At 63.3% G+C, this 15359-nt stretch carries 15 protein-coding genes; 10 read left to right on the top strand and 5 right to left on the bottom strand.

From position 1 onward, the window contains the following. Positions 1-18 precede the first annotated feature (18 nt). A complete protein-coding gene (locus AC3D25_RS28090) occupies positions 19-648 on the bottom strand; it encodes a LysE family translocator (protein ID WP_488891752.1) in 630 nt (209 codons plus the stop codon). A 129-nt stretch (positions 649-777) separates the two neighbouring features. Here AC3D25_RS28090 and AC3D25_RS28085 point away from each other — a divergent pair, with 129 nt between their 5' ends. The 5 genes from AC3D25_RS28085 to hutI all read left to right on the top strand — a co-directional run bounded on the left by AC3D25_RS28085 (position 778) and on the right by hutI (position 6140). Next, the gene (locus AC3D25_RS28085) at positions 778-1242 is read left to right on the top strand and encodes an Lrp/AsnC family transcriptional regulator (RefSeq protein WP_488891751.1); all 465 of its coding nucleotides are present in this window, start codon (positions 778-780) and stop codon (positions 1240-1242) included. Positions 1243-1424: 182 nt separating this feature from the next. Next, positions 1425-2000 carry a TIGR01841 family phasin gene (gene phaP, locus AC3D25_RS28080; RefSeq protein ID WP_488891750.1) on the top strand — a complete coding sequence of 192 codons (576 nt, stop codon included), beginning with the start codon at positions 1425-1427 and terminating at the stop codon, positions 1998-2000. A gap of 77 nt (positions 2001-2077) precedes the next feature. Further along, positions 2078-3115, top strand: coding sequence for an extracellular catalytic domain type 1 short-chain-length polyhydroxyalkanoate depolymerase (locus AC3D25_RS28075; protein ID WP_488891749.1), 1038 nt, complete (start codon positions 2078-2080; stop codon positions 3113-3115). Positions 3116-3240: 125 nt separating this feature from the next. Next, complete coding sequence (gene hutU, locus AC3D25_RS28070) at positions 3241-4929, top strand: urocanate hydratase (RefSeq protein ID WP_488891748.1); 1689 nt, start codon at positions 3241-3243, stop codon at positions 4927-4929. Beyond that, on the top strand, positions 4926-6140 hold the full coding sequence (hutI, locus tag AC3D25_RS28065; RefSeq protein ID WP_488891747.1) for an imidazolonepropionase: 1215 nt from the start codon (positions 4926-4928) through the stop codon (positions 6138-6140). The genes hutU and hutI overlap by 4 nt, the downstream gene beginning before the upstream one ends. 155 nt (positions 6141-6295) lie before the next feature. Here hutI and AC3D25_RS28060 read toward each other — a convergent pair whose 3' ends face one another. Continuing rightward, on the bottom strand, positions 6296-6550 hold the full coding sequence (locus AC3D25_RS28060) for a GlsB/YeaQ/YmgE family stress response membrane protein (protein ID WP_488891746.1): 255 nt from the start codon (positions 6548-6550) through the stop codon (positions 6296-6298). A gap of 291 nt (positions 6551-6841) precedes the next feature. Between AC3D25_RS28060 and AC3D25_RS28055 the strand changes: the two genes are divergently transcribed. After that, complete coding sequence (locus tag AC3D25_RS28055) at positions 6842-7348, top strand: hypothetical protein (protein ID WP_488891745.1); 507 nt, start codon at positions 6842-6844, stop codon at positions 7346-7348. A 25-nt stretch (positions 7349-7373) separates the two neighbouring features. Here the strand turns inward: AC3D25_RS28055 and AC3D25_RS28050 are convergent, their stop codons facing one another. From AC3D25_RS28050 to AC3D25_RS28040, 3 genes are all read right to left on the bottom strand, one after another. Then, the gene (locus tag AC3D25_RS28050; protein WP_488891744.1) at positions 7374-8249 is read right to left on the bottom strand and encodes a lipid A biosynthesis lauroyl acyltransferase; all 876 of its coding nucleotides are present in this window, start codon (positions 8247-8249) and stop codon (positions 7374-7376) included. Between the two features lie 294 nt (positions 8250-8543). Continuing rightward, a complete protein-coding gene (locus AC3D25_RS28045; protein WP_488891743.1) occupies positions 8544-9539 on the bottom strand; it encodes a LysR family transcriptional regulator in 996 nt (331 codons plus the stop codon). Between the two features lie 173 nt (positions 9540-9712). Further along, positions 9713-10978: a mechanosensitive ion channel family protein gene (locus tag AC3D25_RS28040; protein ID WP_488891742.1), complete on the bottom strand. Its 1266-nt coding sequence runs from the start codon at positions 10976-10978 to the stop codon at positions 9713-9715. Between the two features lie 120 nt (positions 10979-11098). Here AC3D25_RS28040 and crcB point away from each other — a divergent pair, with 120 nt between their 5' ends. From crcB to hutC, 4 genes are all read left to right on the top strand, one after another. Continuing rightward, positions 11099-11476 carry a fluoride efflux transporter CrcB gene (gene crcB / locus AC3D25_RS28035; RefSeq protein WP_488891741.1) on the top strand — a complete coding sequence of 126 codons (378 nt, stop codon included), beginning with the start codon at positions 11099-11101 and terminating at the stop codon, positions 11474-11476. Between the two features lie 943 nt (positions 11477-12419). Continuing rightward, positions 12420-12803 carry a hypothetical protein gene (locus AC3D25_RS28030; RefSeq protein WP_488891740.1) on the top strand — a complete coding sequence of 128 codons (384 nt, stop codon included), beginning with the start codon at positions 12420-12422 and terminating at the stop codon, positions 12801-12803. Positions 12804-13128: 325 nt separating this feature from the next. After that, positions 13129-14658: a histidine ammonia-lyase gene (gene hutH, locus AC3D25_RS28025; protein WP_488891739.1), complete on the top strand. Its 1530-nt coding sequence runs from the start codon at positions 13129-13131 to the stop codon at positions 14656-14658. Beyond that, positions 14655-15350, top strand: a complete 696-nt coding sequence (gene hutC / locus AC3D25_RS28020) for a histidine utilization transcriptional repressor HutC (protein WP_488891738.1) — start codon at positions 14655-14657, stop codon at positions 15348-15350. Before hutH ends, hutC begins: the two co-directional genes overlap by 4 nt. Positions 15351-15359 lie beyond the last annotated feature (9 nt).

Genomic DNA, 15359 nt, shown 5'->3' with positions numbered 1-15359 from the left:
CGCGGTTCGCTACCGCCGTCACTCGATGGAAAGCCTGAGCGCGAACGCCAGCAGCGCGGCGGAAAACGTCCAGCGTTGCACGGTCTGCGCGCGCGGATGGCGACGCAGCCAGCCCGAAATCCGCACCGCGCCGAACGCGAGCGTCAGGTCGAAGGCCACGCCCATCGCGACGAGCACGACACCGAGTTCCAGCACTTGCGACCACACGGCGCCCGCTTCCGGACGCACGAATTGCGGCAACAAAACCGAGCAGAACAGCAGCGCCTTCGGATTCAGGATGCTGCTCAACATGCCTTTCGCTGCCGCGGATCGCAGCGTGCCCGCGCCCGCGCCCGTTCCCGTCGATGCATCGAGGCCGAACGCGGGCGAGCGGAAAATCTGGATCGCCACGTAGGCCAGATACAGCGCGCCCGCGATACGCACGCCGTCGTAGAGCCACGGCGCGCTGCGCAGCAACGCCGCGACGCCGCATGCCGAGAGCGTGACATGCGTAGCGCGCGCAATCGCGAGGCCGCCCGCCGTCGCGATGCCGTGTCTGAAACCGCGCGACGTGCTGGTCTGCAACACCAGCGCCATGTCGGGACCGGGCAGCGCGTAGACCAGCGCCAGCGCGCCGACAAACACCGCGAGCAGATGAAGCGAAACCATGATGACCTCCGTCGAGAAGGTCTCAATGATGCCGCCAGCCGACGAGCGCTTTCAGGCTTTATGAGCTGAAAATATGCTTGAACCTGGCGGAAGCCCCTAAAATATCCATCAATATTAGGGGAAACCATCGTGAACGATCTCGACAAAACCGACCGTGCGATCCTCGCCGCGATTCAGCGCGACGGACGTATTTCGGTCGCGAAACTGGCCGAGCGCGTGGGCTTGAGCGAGACGCCCTGCGCGCGGCGTCTGAAGCGGCTGGAAACCGATGGCTTTATCGAAGGGTATCGCGCCGTGCTGTCGCGCCAGGCGCTCGAACTAGGCGTGATCGCGTTCGCGCAGGTGCGTTTCAGCATTCACGACCGCGCGTTGTCGGATCGGTTCGAGCGGGAAATTCAGGGCATTGCGCGGATCGTTTCTTGCCACAACATTTCGGGTACGGCGGATTACCTGCTGCAAGTGGCCGCGCGCGATCTGGACGAATACGGCGTTTTCATGCGCGACGTGTTGCGCGCGCTGCCCGGCGTGACGGCGGTCGAATCGATGCTGTCGCTGCGCGAAGTGAAGCGCAATACCGGCCTGCCGCTGCTGTGAACGGACGCCCATTCCGCAGACTTTTTGCCCTGCCCGACGCACACCGCTCAGGAGGACAAATTTAAAAAGGGACGCTTGACCGTCACGAAATCTGCCGTATCATGGGGATATTGTTGCAATGCAGCAAACGCCGAGAATGACCTGGATCGACCGGGTCACGGCGCGTCTTCCAGGAGCGGTCAATGTTTCCTAAATTCCCCCAGCAGGCCTCCGCGCTTCCGACAGCAGGCTTCCAGGTATTTATCAACGTGACGAAGCGCTACACAAGCGGGCTGCAGCAGCTCGCCGAGCTGAATGTGCAGACGGTCAAGACGGTATTCGAAGAAAGTTCGTCCGTGCTCAAGGCGGGTTCCAGCGCGAATCCGGCTGACTTTCTGAGCTGGCAATCGACATTATTTGCCGAATGCCCGGAAAAGGCCGCGGCCTACACGCGCCATTTTCTGACGATCGTTCGGTCGACTGAAACCGACATCCTGAACGAAACGCGCGGCCAGTTCGCGCAGTTCGGCCCGGGCCTGAAGAGCATGTTCGACACGGCGGCGCAGGAAGGCCAGTCGGCAGCGGCGAACGCGGGCGCGCTTCTGACGGACGCGACCAGCGCAGCGGCCGTTACGGCAGAGGAAACCACGAACGTCGTGCTCGACGCGAGCGGCGAAATCGCGCAAACGTCCACCGATGCAGGCGCCGAAGTCACCGATACCGTGCAACAGGCAGCCGAAGCGCCGGTTCGTGCGTCCAAAGCGAATTCGAAGCGTTGATCCACGTGTTTCGCCGTTGTTCCGAAGCCCGCTTCACGCGGGCTTTTTATTGCGCTCGTTGCACCTGAGGAATCCCGATGAATCCGTTTGATCCGCTCGCCTCGGTGCATGACGCGTTTTGGTCCCTTTTCACAGGCGGCCCGGCCGGGCTCGCGGGGCAGTTCTTCGTCGATCCGCCCGCCACCGACGCGCCGGTTGTCCCGTCTACGCGCCTCGCGCGGCGCACGGGCACGCCGCAATGGCTCGACAATCGCTTCAGCCACGGCGGCGAGTCGCATCGCTACAAACTCTATATTCCGGGCTGCTACGACGGCGAGCCGCTGCCGGTCATCGTCATGCTTCACGGCGCGCAGCAGGACGCCGACGACTTCGCCGCCGGGACCGAAATGAACGCCGCCGCCGAGATGCACGGCTATATCGTGGTCTATCCCGAACAAGCGGAGAGCGCCAATCCGTTCCGGTGCTGGAACTGGTTCCGCCCCGCCGATCAAGCGCGCGAGTCGGGCGAAACCGCGATGGTCGCGGCCTTGACGCGCGAAATCATCGCCATGTGCAACGCCGATCCCACGCGCGTCTACGTTGCGGGCATGTCGGCGGGCGGCGCGATGGCGGTCAATCTCACGGTCACGCATCCGGACCTGTACGCCGCCGCCGCGATCCATTCGGGCATGGCGTTCGGCGTCGCCGACGAACCGTTCGCGGCGCTCTGCGCGATGAACGACGGCATGGGCAAGATTTGCCTTCCCGCGTCGCTTAAAGAAGGCGACCGGCCGCGCGCGGTACCGCTGATCGTCTTTCACGGCGATGCGGACGACACCGTGCATCCGCGCAATGGCGATCAGGTCGTGGCGATGAGCCGGCAGTTATTCGGCGATGCCGCGGCGAGCGGTGGCGGCGTGCAAGCACCTTTGTCGGTGCAATCCGGTCACGCGTACACACGCCATGTGTTCGAGGGCGGCGAAGGCTCGTTGCTCGGCGAGCAATGGCTCGTGCACGGACTCGGCCACGCGTGGTCGGGCGGGCACGCGCTCGGCACGCATACCGACGCTCGCGGACCGCACGCCACCACCGAAATCCTTCGCTTCTTCGGCCAGTTCGCGCTGGAGACTGTCTAGTCGAGCCGGCCGCCGAACAGCGCGGCTGCCGCAAACCCGCGTACACCGGGAATTCCCTAATACAACGCAAGTTGTATATACAAGACCATTGCGCCTATCGACCCATCACGCGCAAGGAGTCTTCCGTGGACCAATCCCCCCGTTTTCGCGACATCGAAATTCGCGCGCCGCGTGGCACGACGCTCAACGCCCGAAGCTGGCAGACGGAAGCGCCGCTGCGCATGCTGATGAACAATCTCGATCCCGACGTCGCCGAGAATCCGAAGGAACTGGTGGTCTACGGCGGCATCGGGCGCGCGGCGCGGGATTGGGCGTGCTACGACAAGATCGTCGAGACGCTCAAGCGGCTCGCTTCCGACGAAACGCTGCTGATCCAGTCCGGCAAGCCGGTCGGCGTGTTTCGCACGCATGAGAACGCGCCGCGCGTGCTGATTGCCAATTCGAATCTCGTGCCGCATTGGGCCGACTGGGCGCATTTCAACGAACTGGACGCGCGCGGCCTCGCGATGTACGGCCAGATGACGGCGGGAAGCTGGATCTATATCGGCAGTCAGGGGATCGTGCAGGGCACCTACGAGACGTTTGTCGAAGCGGGACGGCAGCATTACGGCGGCGATCTCGCCGGCCGCTGGGTGCTGACGGCGGGGCTCGGCGGCATGGGCGGCGCGCAGCCGCTCGCCGCGACGCTCGCGGGCGCTTGTTCGCTGAATATCGAATGCCAGCAGAGCCGTATCGACTTTCGTCTCAAGACGCGCTACGTGGACGAACAGGCGGCCGATCTGGACGACGCGCTCGCCCGCATCGCCCGCCACACGGCTGAAAAGCGCGCGATTTCGGTGGCGCTGTGTGGCAACGCCGCCGATATCCTGCCCGAACTCGTGCGCCGTGGCGTGCGTCCGGACATGGTCACCGACCAGACCAGCGCGCACGATCCGCTGAACGGTTATCTGCCGCAAGGCTGGACCTGGGCGCAGTACCGCGACCGCGCGCAAACCGACGCGGCGGGCACGGTCAAGGCGGCCAGGCAGTCGATGGCCGCGCACGTTCGCGCGATGCTCGCGTTCCAGCAACAGGGCGTGCCGACCTTCGACTACGGCAACAATATTCGCCAGATGGCGCTCGATGAAGGCGTCGAAAACGCATTCGATTTCCCCGGCTTCGTGCCCGCGTACATTCGCCCGCTGTTTTGCCGCGGCGTCGGCCCGTTCCGCTGGGCGGCGCTCTCGGGCGACCCGGAAGACATCTACCGCACCGACGCGAAGGTCAAGGAACTGATTCCCGACGACGCGCATCTGCATCACTGGCTCGACATGGCGCGCGAACGCATCAGTTTTCAGGGATTGCCCGCGCGCATTTGCTGGGTCGGCCTCGGGCAGCGCGCGAAGCTCGGCCTCGCGTTCAACGAAATGGTCCGGCGCGGCGAGTTGTCGGCGCCGGTCGTGATCGGACGCGATCACCTCGATTCCGGCTCGGTCGCGAGTCCGAACCGCGAAACCGAGTCGATGCGCGACGGCTCGGATGCCGTCTCCGACTGGCCGCTGCTCAACGCGCTGCTCAACACGGCGAGCGGCGCGACGTGGGTCTCGATCCACCACGGCGGCGGCGTCGGCATGGGCTTTTCGCAGCACGCGGGCGTCGTGATCGTGTGCGACGGCACGGACGAAGCGGCGGCGCGCATCGCCCGCGTGCTGCACAACGACCCGGCGACCGGCGTGATGCGTCACGCGGACGCGGGCTACGACATCGCGATCGACTGCGCGCGCGAAAACGGCCTGGATCTGCCGATGATCGCCGGTACGGGACCGCGCGCATGAGACGGCTTTGGCAAGGCTGTCACGCGGCGACGATGCGCGGCGGCCGCTATTCCATCATCGAAGACGCGGCGATCCTGACCGATGGCGGACGGATCGAGTGGATCGGCCCGCGTGCCGCGTTGCCGCGCCTTCAGCATGACGAAACGGTCGAAACAGTCGATCTCGACGGCGCGTGGGTGACGCCGGGATTGATCGACTGTCATACGCATCTGGTCTTCGGCGGCGACCGCAGCGGCGAGTTCGAGGCGCGGCTCGAAGGCGCGAGTTACGCGGATATCGCGCGGCAGGGCGGCGGCATCGCGAGCACGGTCCGGGCGACGCGCGAAGCCACCGAGGACGCGCTTTTCGAGAGCGCGAAGGTCCGTGCGCTCGGGTCGTTGCGCGACGGCGTGACGACGATCGAGGTGAAATCCGGCTACGGTCTGGACCTCGCGGGCGAGCGGAAAATGCTGAACGTCGCGCGGCGGCTCGCGCGCGAATTGCCGGTTACCGTGCGCGCGACATGCCTCGCCGCGCACGCGTTGCCGCCCGAATTCGCGGGCCGCGCGGACGATTACATCGCGTATGTCTGCGACACGATGCTGCCGGTGCTCGCGGCGGAAGGACTCGTCGATGCTGTGGACGCGTTTTGCGAACATCTGGCGTTCACGCCCGCGCAGGTCGGCCGCGTCTTCGAGACGGCGCGCACGCTCGGGATTCCGGTGAAACTGCACGCTGAGCAGTTGTCGGCGCAGGGCGGGGCGAGCCTCGCGGCGCGCTTTAACGCGTTGTCGGCGGATCATCTCGAATACATGACCGAGCACGACGCCGACGAAATGGCTCGAGCGGGCACGGTGGCGGTGTTGTTGCCGGGCGCGTTTTACATGCTGCGCGAAACTCAACCGCCGCCCGTCGATGCGTTGCGCTCGCGCGGCGTCCCGATCGCGCTCGCGAGTGATTTGAATCCGGGCACGTCGCCGGCGTTGTCGTTGCGGCTGATGCTCAACATGGGCTGCACCCTGTTTCGGCTGACGCCCGAGGAGGCGCTCGCGGGCGTGACGCTGAACGCCGCAAAGGCGTTGGGTCTCAAAGAGACACACGGCTCGCTCGAAGCCGGAAAAGCGGCCGATTTCGTCGCGTGGCGGATCGGGCGTCCGGCGGAACTGGCGTACTGGCTGGGCGGCGAACTGGACAAGCGCGTCGTGCGGGCGGGCGAGGACATCGCGCTCTGAGCTTGAGCGCGCGGCGCGCCGCATGAAAAAAAGCCACGCGATGCGTGGCTTTTTGCTTGTTGCGGCTCCGCTTGTTGCGGCTCCGCTTGTTGCGGCTCCGCTTGTTGCGGCTCCGCTTGTTACGGCTCCGCTTGTGCGGCCGGCGTGCCGAAGATTCAGGCGCGGCGGCGCGTCACGAGGCCCCACAACACCAGCAGGATGATCGCGCCGACCACCGATGCAATCCAGCCCGCCGGTTGCCCCGGCTGATACCAGCCGAGCGCGCGGCCCAGATAGCCCGCGATCAGCGAGCCGGCAATGCCCAGCACGATGGTCATGATCCAGCCCATGCTGTCGTTGCCCGGCTTGACCGCGCGCGCGATCAGGCCGACGACCAGCCCGACTATCAAAGTCCCGATGAAAGAGAACATGCGGATGCTCCTATAGGTGTGTAGCGGTGTGTGGCCGCGTCCGGGCATCTCCCGAACTCGTGCAAAGTAGCACGCCGGCACGAAATGGGTATGTGCCGACAAGCACGCTGCGTGCCTGTTGTTTGCTCGTTGCTTGCCTGTCTGATCGCTGGTGCCGACTTATCCGATCGGCCAATGCGCGGCGTTGCGCGCGCGGCGGCGGAGCGCGCAAGGTAAAATCACGCATCCAGGAACGCAAGTGTCTCCGCGCCGCGTCCTTCTGCCTCAAACCTGCCGTAAATCCAGACCAATATGACCGATTCCGATTCCAATCTCGATCCCCCCGCCGATACCCTCGACAACGTGATTCACGAAGACCGCTTGTGGCGCGACGACGGCTGGACCGCGCGCGTCATCAAGAACGAGGACGACGACGGCTGGGCGGTCGAAATGGTCAAGGAAGGCGAAGTGGAACCTTCGCTGGTGGGTCCGTGGACAATGGGCCGCGATAAGCGGAACCCGAAGCCGCTGGATGGAAACGCGTTCCGGACGCTCGTGAAAACGGCGTCGGAGGTGCTGCGCCGCCATGAACAGCAGCGTCACGCAATGCTGCATAAGAACGTGACGGTGAGCGCGCGCGGGGAAGACATCACCGTGACGCTGGATATCGTCCCCGACGAAGACGACCCGTATGCCGATCTCAAGGCGTTCGACCCGTTCGGCGCGCAGTTGGCGCAGGTCCGTGTGTCGCCGGCGTTCAAGCTGACGAAAACAAGCGCCGAGGCGTGGGTCGATAACGATTTTCAGAAGCCGCGCTAGACCGCTCGGTGCGAATTCCGACGCTTCAATACACCGGCGCCAAACCTTCGGGCCGATGCTTGAAACGCCGATGAACCCAGTAATACTGGTCCGGGAAACGCAGCACTTGCGTTTCGAGGAACGCGTTCATGCGGCGCGCGTCGATGGCATCGTCGTCGGAGGGGAAATCGGCGAGCGGCTCGAAAATAGTCATTTTGTAGCCGCGATAATCCGGCAGCACTTCGGTGACGAACGGCACAACGCGCGCGCGTCCGAGCCGCGCGAGCCGCGAGACGGACGTCAGCGTGCAAGCCGGCACGCCGAAGAACGGCACGAATACCGAGTTTTCGATACCGTGATCCATATCGGCTGCGAGCATGACCGACTTGCCGTGGCGTAATAGCGTGAGCACCTTGCGCGCGCTGTCGCCGCGTTTCACCATGTCCGCGCCGAAGCGGCCGCGCTGCTCGCGCGCAAGATTGCAGAGGCGGGCGTCGGACATCGGCGTGTAGAGCGAGGTGATCGGGAGTTTGATCGAGTACAGCATGCAGCCCATTTCGATCGCGACGAAGTGAAAGCCCATGAAGATGGTGGCGGGCATGTCCTTATCGTCGAGGTCGATATGGCTTTCCAGTTCCACGAGATTTTCGATCGCGCGAGCCGAACCGAACCATTGAACGCCGCGTTCCACGTAACTGCGCACAACATGGCGGAAATGCGCGCGGCCAAGTTGCGCGTACTCGTCCTCAGTGCGGTCCGGAAAGCAGAGCCGCAGGTTGACGAGCACGATGCGCTTGCGTCTGCTTGGCAGTGCATAAAGCGCGCCGCCAAGGAAACTGCCGAAGCGCGCAACGACGCCGTAGGGAAGAAGCGCGAAACCGCGCAGCAACGCTACGACGAGCGCGAAGCCGATATTTTTCAAGAAATTTCCTGAGATCAGCCGCGGAATTCGCGGGCTGGATTGCCGGAAGTTGAGCGACGGCTTCGAGGATTTGGCCGTGGGCCAGAGTCTTAGAAGAGTGCGAAAGCCAGCGTGTCGACAAGGTGTGGACAACGCGTGTGCGCCATGATCGCACAGGTGGAACGCGGATTGCGGAATGCGTCTGCCGTTAGGATATTTCTTATCATTTCCGCGCCCGATGCGGGCGAGTTCGCCCGGCCCAGCCAGCGCGCGGCGGATTCGACTCGTTCCACTCTCGAAAAAGCAGCGCGCCGTTCAGTCGACTTCTTCTACCTCGTCATCGCGCTTGGCGGCGACCGGCCGGGGACGCCGTCCGGCGGTGCGGAAGATGCGCGTCATCGCGTCGTCCATTTCCTGCGAGCGCTCGAACAATTCCGCGAGCCACGACACGAACACGTTCACGCGCGGCGCGCCCTGACGGCTTTTCAGGAATGCGACCGATACGTTCATCGGCATCGACTTCCATTCGGGCAGCACTTCGCGCAACTGGCCGGATCGGAGATACGGGAGTGCGGCGATTCTCGGCGGCTGGATCAGGCCGAGTCCTTCGAGGCCGCACGCGAGATACGCGTGTTCGTCGCTCACTTGCACGAAGCCCGGCATTTTCACCGCGACTTTTTCACCGTCCACTTCAAAGTCGAAATCGACCGGCCGGCCGGTGCGGCCGCAGACGCAGTTCACCGCGACGTGATCGGCGAGATCGGCGAGCACGCGCGGCGTGCCGCGTTGTTCCAGATACGCCGGGCTCGCGCACGTCACGTGCTCGAACGCGCCGAGCCGCCGCGCGATCAATCCCGAATCGGGCAGTTCGCCGAGTTGCACGCTGCAATCGACCCCTTCGCCGACCAGATCGACCGCGCGGTTGCCGATGCCGATCGAGAGATCGATATGCGGGAAGCGCGCGTGAAAATCCGGCAGCGCGGGCAGCACGATCGCGGTCGCGACGGTGTCCGGCATCTCGACGCGCAGGCGTCCGCGCAGCCGGTCCTCGCTGGAATGAAAGCCGGTTTCGAGTTCCTCGATATCGGCGAGAATCTGCGCGCAACGTTCGTAATACGCCGCGCCTTCGGCGGTCAGGTTGAGCCGGCGCGTGGTACGCGCCAGCAATTGCACGCCGACGAGCGCTTCGAGTTGCTGAACGGTGGTGGACACACTGGCACGCGGCAAACCGAGCGATTCGGCGGCGCGCGTGAAGCTGTTCGTATCGACGACACGACTGAAAACACGCATTGCATGGACGCGATCGAGCACGGAAGTTCCTTGGCTGACGTTTGGACGTGGCGGCGTGCGTCGCTGCGCTTTCGCGAAGCGGCGACGGGTTGCCGGCATGGTTCACATCGTAAGGATCCAGAAGGCTCGCGTGAATACACAAAAATCGCGGATTGTTGCCTAGTTCTCTTGCCGAATTTTTGCCGCCCCGGCGCTCATAGCACCGGCATTTCGCCGCGCAACCGGCCGGACAGTCCGGTCATGTCCGCGCCCGACGGCGACTGGTAAAGCCGCAGTCCCATCTCTGGCAGGATCGACAGAAGGTGGTCGAAGACGTCGCCCTGAATGCGCTCGTACTGCGCCCAGGCCGTGGTTGCCGTGAAGCAGTACACCTCGACCGGAATGCCCTGCGATTCCGGCTCCATCATGCGCACCATCATCGACATGTCCTGGCGGATTTCCGGATGCCGTTGCAGATACGCCAGCCCGTAGGCGCGGAACGTGCCGATGTTGGTCAGCCGCCGCCGGTTGGCCGGTTCGCTCGCGAGTTCGCCGAGATTGCGGTTCGCCTGCTCGACTTCAGTCTGCTTCTCCTGCAGATAATCGTGCAGGACGCGAAAGCGCAGCAGGCGCGCGGTTTCCTCGTCGGTGAGAAAACGCACGCACGTCGCGTCGATCCTGAGCGTGCGCTTGATGCGCCGCCCGCCCGATTCGAACATGTGCCGGTAATTGCGATAACTCTCCGAAAAGAGCTTGTAGGTCGGCACGGTGGTGACTGTGTTGTCCCAGTTCTGCACCTTCACCGTATGCAGCGCGATGTCTTTCACGAAGCCGTCGGCGTTCGACTGCGGCATCTCGATCCAGTCGCCGATCCGCAGCATGTCGTTCGACGTCAACTGCGTGCTCGCGACGAGCGAGAGCAGTGTGTCCTTGAACACGAGCAGCACGACGGCGGAGAGCGCGCCCAAGCCTGAGAGCATCCAGAGCGGCGACCGGTCGATCACGATCGACAGCACGAGCACGCTGCAGATCAGCGCGAGCGCGAGCTTGCCGATCTGGATATATCCCTTGATGGAGCGCGTCTGCGCCTGCTTGCTCGCGGCGTACACGTCCTGCCATGCCGACAGCGCGCTGCCCGCCGCCAGGAACACGCAGATCCACGCGCCCGCGTGCGCGAGCCGCTCGATTACCGTCGCCGCGGGTCCGACATACGGCACCTCGCCGATGCCGAGCGCCACGGTTGCGAACGGCACCGCGTACCAGAGCCGATGATAGGCGCGCCGCCGCGCGAGCGATTCGTCCCAGGTCTTGTGGCCGGAGAGCACGAGCAGGCGATGCGCGAAGTACAGCATGATCCGCGCGACCACCCACTGCGCGAACAGCGCAATGAGGGCGAGCGCCACGAGGCCCAGGCCGAACTGGGCCCAGGGATGCGTGGGAAGGAGCTGTTGCAACTCGTCGGAGAGGGTGTCGAAATTCATGCGGGCGTGCGGATGAGAAAGGGATGGCGCGGTCGGTATTGTGCATCAACGCGCTTGCTCTATCATTCACGCTGGCCTCGCGGCAGGCGCCGCGCGCTTACAACTCAACGTCACTTTTCCATGTATCTGTCGATTCTCGCCGTCGGTCTGGGCGGCGCGCTCGGTTCGCTGCTTCGCTGGGTGCTCGGCCTGCGGCTGAACGCGCTCTTTCCGAATTTGCCGCTCGGCACGTTTGCCGCGAATGTGATCGCTGGTTACGTGATTGGCGTGGCGATCGCGTGGTTCGCGCGGATGCCGGGCGTCGCGCTCGAATGGCGGCTGTTCGTCATCACGGGGATGATGGGCGGCCTTTCTACTTTTTCCACCTTCTCCGCCGAAGTCGTCATGCATTTGCAGCAAGGCCGACTTGGCTGGGCGGTGGGCGAGATTGCGATCCACGTCGGGGCGTCGGTTGCGATGACGCTGCTTGGGATTGCTACCGTGGCTGTGTTCCGGTGAACGTACACGGCGTATCTGCGCTGGTCTTGATTTCCGGGTAGCAGTGTCGGCGGCAGGATTTATCCTGTCTAGACAACTTTCGTGCGTGGAAAGGTGGATTGGATTGGTAGATTCCCGGGTACGCTGGGCTGGCTTGCGACGGGTTTGGGTTTCTGCTCGCGCCGTTTGCTTTTTGGTCCGCGTGTGCTTCCTGTGAACTCGCTTTCGTGTAGGTTTATTAGCACGCCGCTATGCGCGGCAGCAGTCACTTTCTTTGGCTAGCTGCAAAGAAAGTAACCAAAGAAAGCAGCACGGGATTCGGCGCCGTAGGGCGGCTCCAGGGTGGGTTACACCGTCTGATGTTCGGGCGCTTCTATGGAACTCGCTTTCGTGTAGGTTTATTAGCACGCCGCTATGCGCGGCAGCAGTCACTTTCTTTGCTGCTGCAAAGAAAGTAACCAAAGAAAGCAGCTTATCCGCCTAAGCGTCCACCACGAATAACTGCGCGGATAGGCGCGCAGGCTGATTCGGTCAACTCGCAGTTCAAGGTATTGGCACAGCGCCTGCCAATTCCATCCTCGCTGTGCTCGGACGATGGGCATATTCAGAAAAACGGCGGGTTGAGCTGCGGCCTTCGATTGACCTTAGATTTGGCCTTAGACTTGGATTCTCGGTTATGCCTTACCGGCAGGCACTTGTGCCTGTCGGGGTGGATGAGCGGCTCCACTCTGTTGTGTGGTGCGATGGCCGAATCAGCTTGCGCACCACTCCCGGTTGCGGTTCGTGGTGGACACTTAGACGGATAAGCTGCTTTCTTTGGTTACTTTCTTTGCAGCAGCAAAGAAAGTGACTGCCGCCGCGCACAGCGGCGTGCTAATAAACCTACATGAAAGCAAGTTCATAAGAAGCGCCCGAACATCAGACGGTGTAACCCATCCCAAGCCGCCCCACGGCGCCGAATCCCGTGCTTTCTTTGGTTACTTTCTTTGCAGCAGCAAAGAAAGTGACTGCTGCCGCGCATAGCGGCGTGCTAATAAACCTACATGAAAGCAAGTTCACAGAAAGCGGACCAAAATCAGACGGTGTACACCACCCTCAAGCCGCCCCACGGCGCCAAACAGCCGTGCTGCTTTCTTTGGTTACTTTCTTTGCAGTAGCAAAGAAAGTGACTGCTGCCGCGCATAGCGGCGTGCTAATAAACCTACATGAAAGCAAGTTCACAGAAAGCGGACCAAAATCAGACGGTGTACACCACCCTCAAGCCGCCCCACGGCGCCAAACAGCCGTGCTGCTTTCTTTGGTTACTTTCTTTGCGCTAGCCAAAGAAAGTAACTGCCGCCGCGCATAGCGGCGTGCTAATAAACCTACATGAAAGCAAGTTCATAAGAAGCGCCCGAACATCAGACGGTGTAACCCATCCCAAGCCGCCCCACGGCGCCGAATCCCGTGCTTTCTTTGGTTACTTTCTTTGCAGCTAGCCAAAGAAAGTGACTGCTGCCGCGCAACGCGACGTGCTAATAGACCTACAAGAAAGCAAGGCCCCAGAAAGCGCGGGGTAATCAATCGGTGTACACCCCGTGCGAACAGTCCGGCCTTGGCCATACATGTCCCACTTGTCGCCGCGTCCGTGTCCGTTTAGACTTGCCCCTAACTTGTATAGACAGGATCAAGCCATGATTAAACTCACGCCCGGCCATCTGACGATGCCCCAACTGCGCCGCATCGCGCGCGCATCCGACGCACTGGAACTCGATCCGGCAAGTTTCGCCGCCATCGACGCCAGCGCGCAAGCAGTCGCCGATATCGCCGCGAAGGGCGAGCCGGCCTACGGTATCAATACCGGCTTCGGGCGGCTCGCGAGCACGCACATCCCCGCCGATCAACTCGAACTCCTGCAACGCAATCTGGTCTTGTCGCACGCGGTCGGCGTCGGCGAGCCGATGTCGCGGCCGGTCGTGCGACTTCTGATCGCGCTCAAGCTGTCGAGCCTCGGACGCGGCCATTCCGGCATTCGCCGTGAAGTAATCGATGCGCTCATCACGCTGTTTAACGCCGACGTCCTGCCGATCATTCCGGTCAAAGGGTCGGTTGGCGCTTCGGGCGATCTCGCGCCGCTCGCGCACATGTCCACTGTGCTGCTCGGTATCGGCGAGGTCACGATTCGCGGCGAACGAGCGAGCGCGCTCGACGGTCTGCGCGTGGCCGGCTTGCAGCCGCTCACGTTGCAGGCGAAGGAAGGGCTGGCGCTCCTGAATGGCACGCAGGCGTCGACGGCGCTCGCGCTCTACAACATGTTCGCGATCGAAGATCTGTTCCGCACCGGGCTGGTCGCGGGATCGCTTTCCGTCGATGCCGCCGAAGGCTCGGTCGTGCCGTTCGACGCGCGCATTCACGCGCTGCGCGGGCATCGCGGACAAATCGATGCAGCCGCCGCTTACCGGACGCTGCTGGAAGGCTCGGGCATCAACCTGTCGCATCAGAATTGCGACAAGGTGCAGGACCCGTACAGCCTGCGTTGCCAGCCGCAAGTGATGGGCGCGTGCCTCGACCAGATGCGCCACGCCGGCGACGTTCTGTTGATCGAGGCGAACGCGGTGTCCGATAATCCGCTGATCTTTCCGGATACCGGCGAAGTGCTCTCGGGCGGCAATTTTCACGCGGAGCCGGTCGCCTTCGCCGCCGATAATCTCGCGCTCGCCGCCGCCGAAATCGGCGCGCTGGCCGAGCGCCGGATCGCGCTGTTGATCGACGCGACGCTGTCCGGCTTGCCGCCGTTTCTCGTGCGCGACGGTGGCGTGAATTCGGGCTTCATGATCGCGCACGTCACGGCGGCGGCGCTCGCGTCGGAGAACAAGACGCTCGCGCATCCGGCCTCGGTCGATTCGCTGCCGACCTCGGCCAATCAGGAAGATCACGTTTCGATGGCGACGTTCGCGGCGCGCAAGCTCGGCGATATCGCGAGCAACACGGCGAACATTCTGGCGATCGAATTGCTGGCGGCGGCGCAGGGCGTCGATTTGCGTGCGCCGCATCGCACCAGTCCGCGCCTCGCCGAAGTGATGCAGACCATCCGCGCCGACGTCGCGCATTACGATCTCGATCACTATTTCGCGCCGGATATCGCGGCGATGGCGCGGCTGGTCGAAGGTGGCGAGATTGCGAAGCACAGCCCGTTTTCGTTCGCGTCGGAACAAGCCGAATGAGTACGCCGGCCTATCAGGAGATCAAGGATTACATCCTGACGCGCATTCACGTGGGCGAGTGGCGCGAGGGCGATCAGGTGCCTTCCGAAAACGAACTCGCGCGCGAGTTCAAGGTCGCGCGCATGACCGTGAACCGCGCGGTGCGCGAACTGACGGCCGAGCAGATTCTGACGCGCGTGCAGGGCGCGGGTACGTTCGTGGCGAAACCGAAATATGCGTCCACGCTAGTCGCGATCCGCAGTATCTCCGATGAAATCATCGCGCGCGGGCACGCGTATCGCGCGGACGTGCTGACGCTTGGCGCAGTTATCGCCGACGATGCGCTCGCGGCGCAAATGCAGTTATCGCCCGGCAGTCTGGTGTTTCATTCGCGCGTATTGCACTTTGAAAACGACGCGCCGGTGCAACTGGAAGAACGTCACGTGAATCCGGCGCTCGCGCCCGAATACGGACGGCAGGACTTCACGCGCATCACGCCGAACCAGTATCTGATGGTGGCCGCGCCGTTGCAGCGCGTCGAATACCGTATCGAGGCCGCGCTTCCGGGCGATGAAACGCGCGCCGCGCTGACGATGAGCGCGCATGAACCGTGTCTGCTGCTGCATCGGCGTACGTGGTCGCGGGATGCCGTGGCATCGGTCGCGCAACTGTGGCATCCGGGCGACCGCTATCAGTTCACCGGTCATTTCTAATCCTTCGGT

The organism is Caballeronia sp. SL1002 (genome assembly GCF_057814995.1).
Note: the sequence above shows the minus strand (reverse complement) of the source record. Positions and strands in the feature narration are given on the sequence as shown.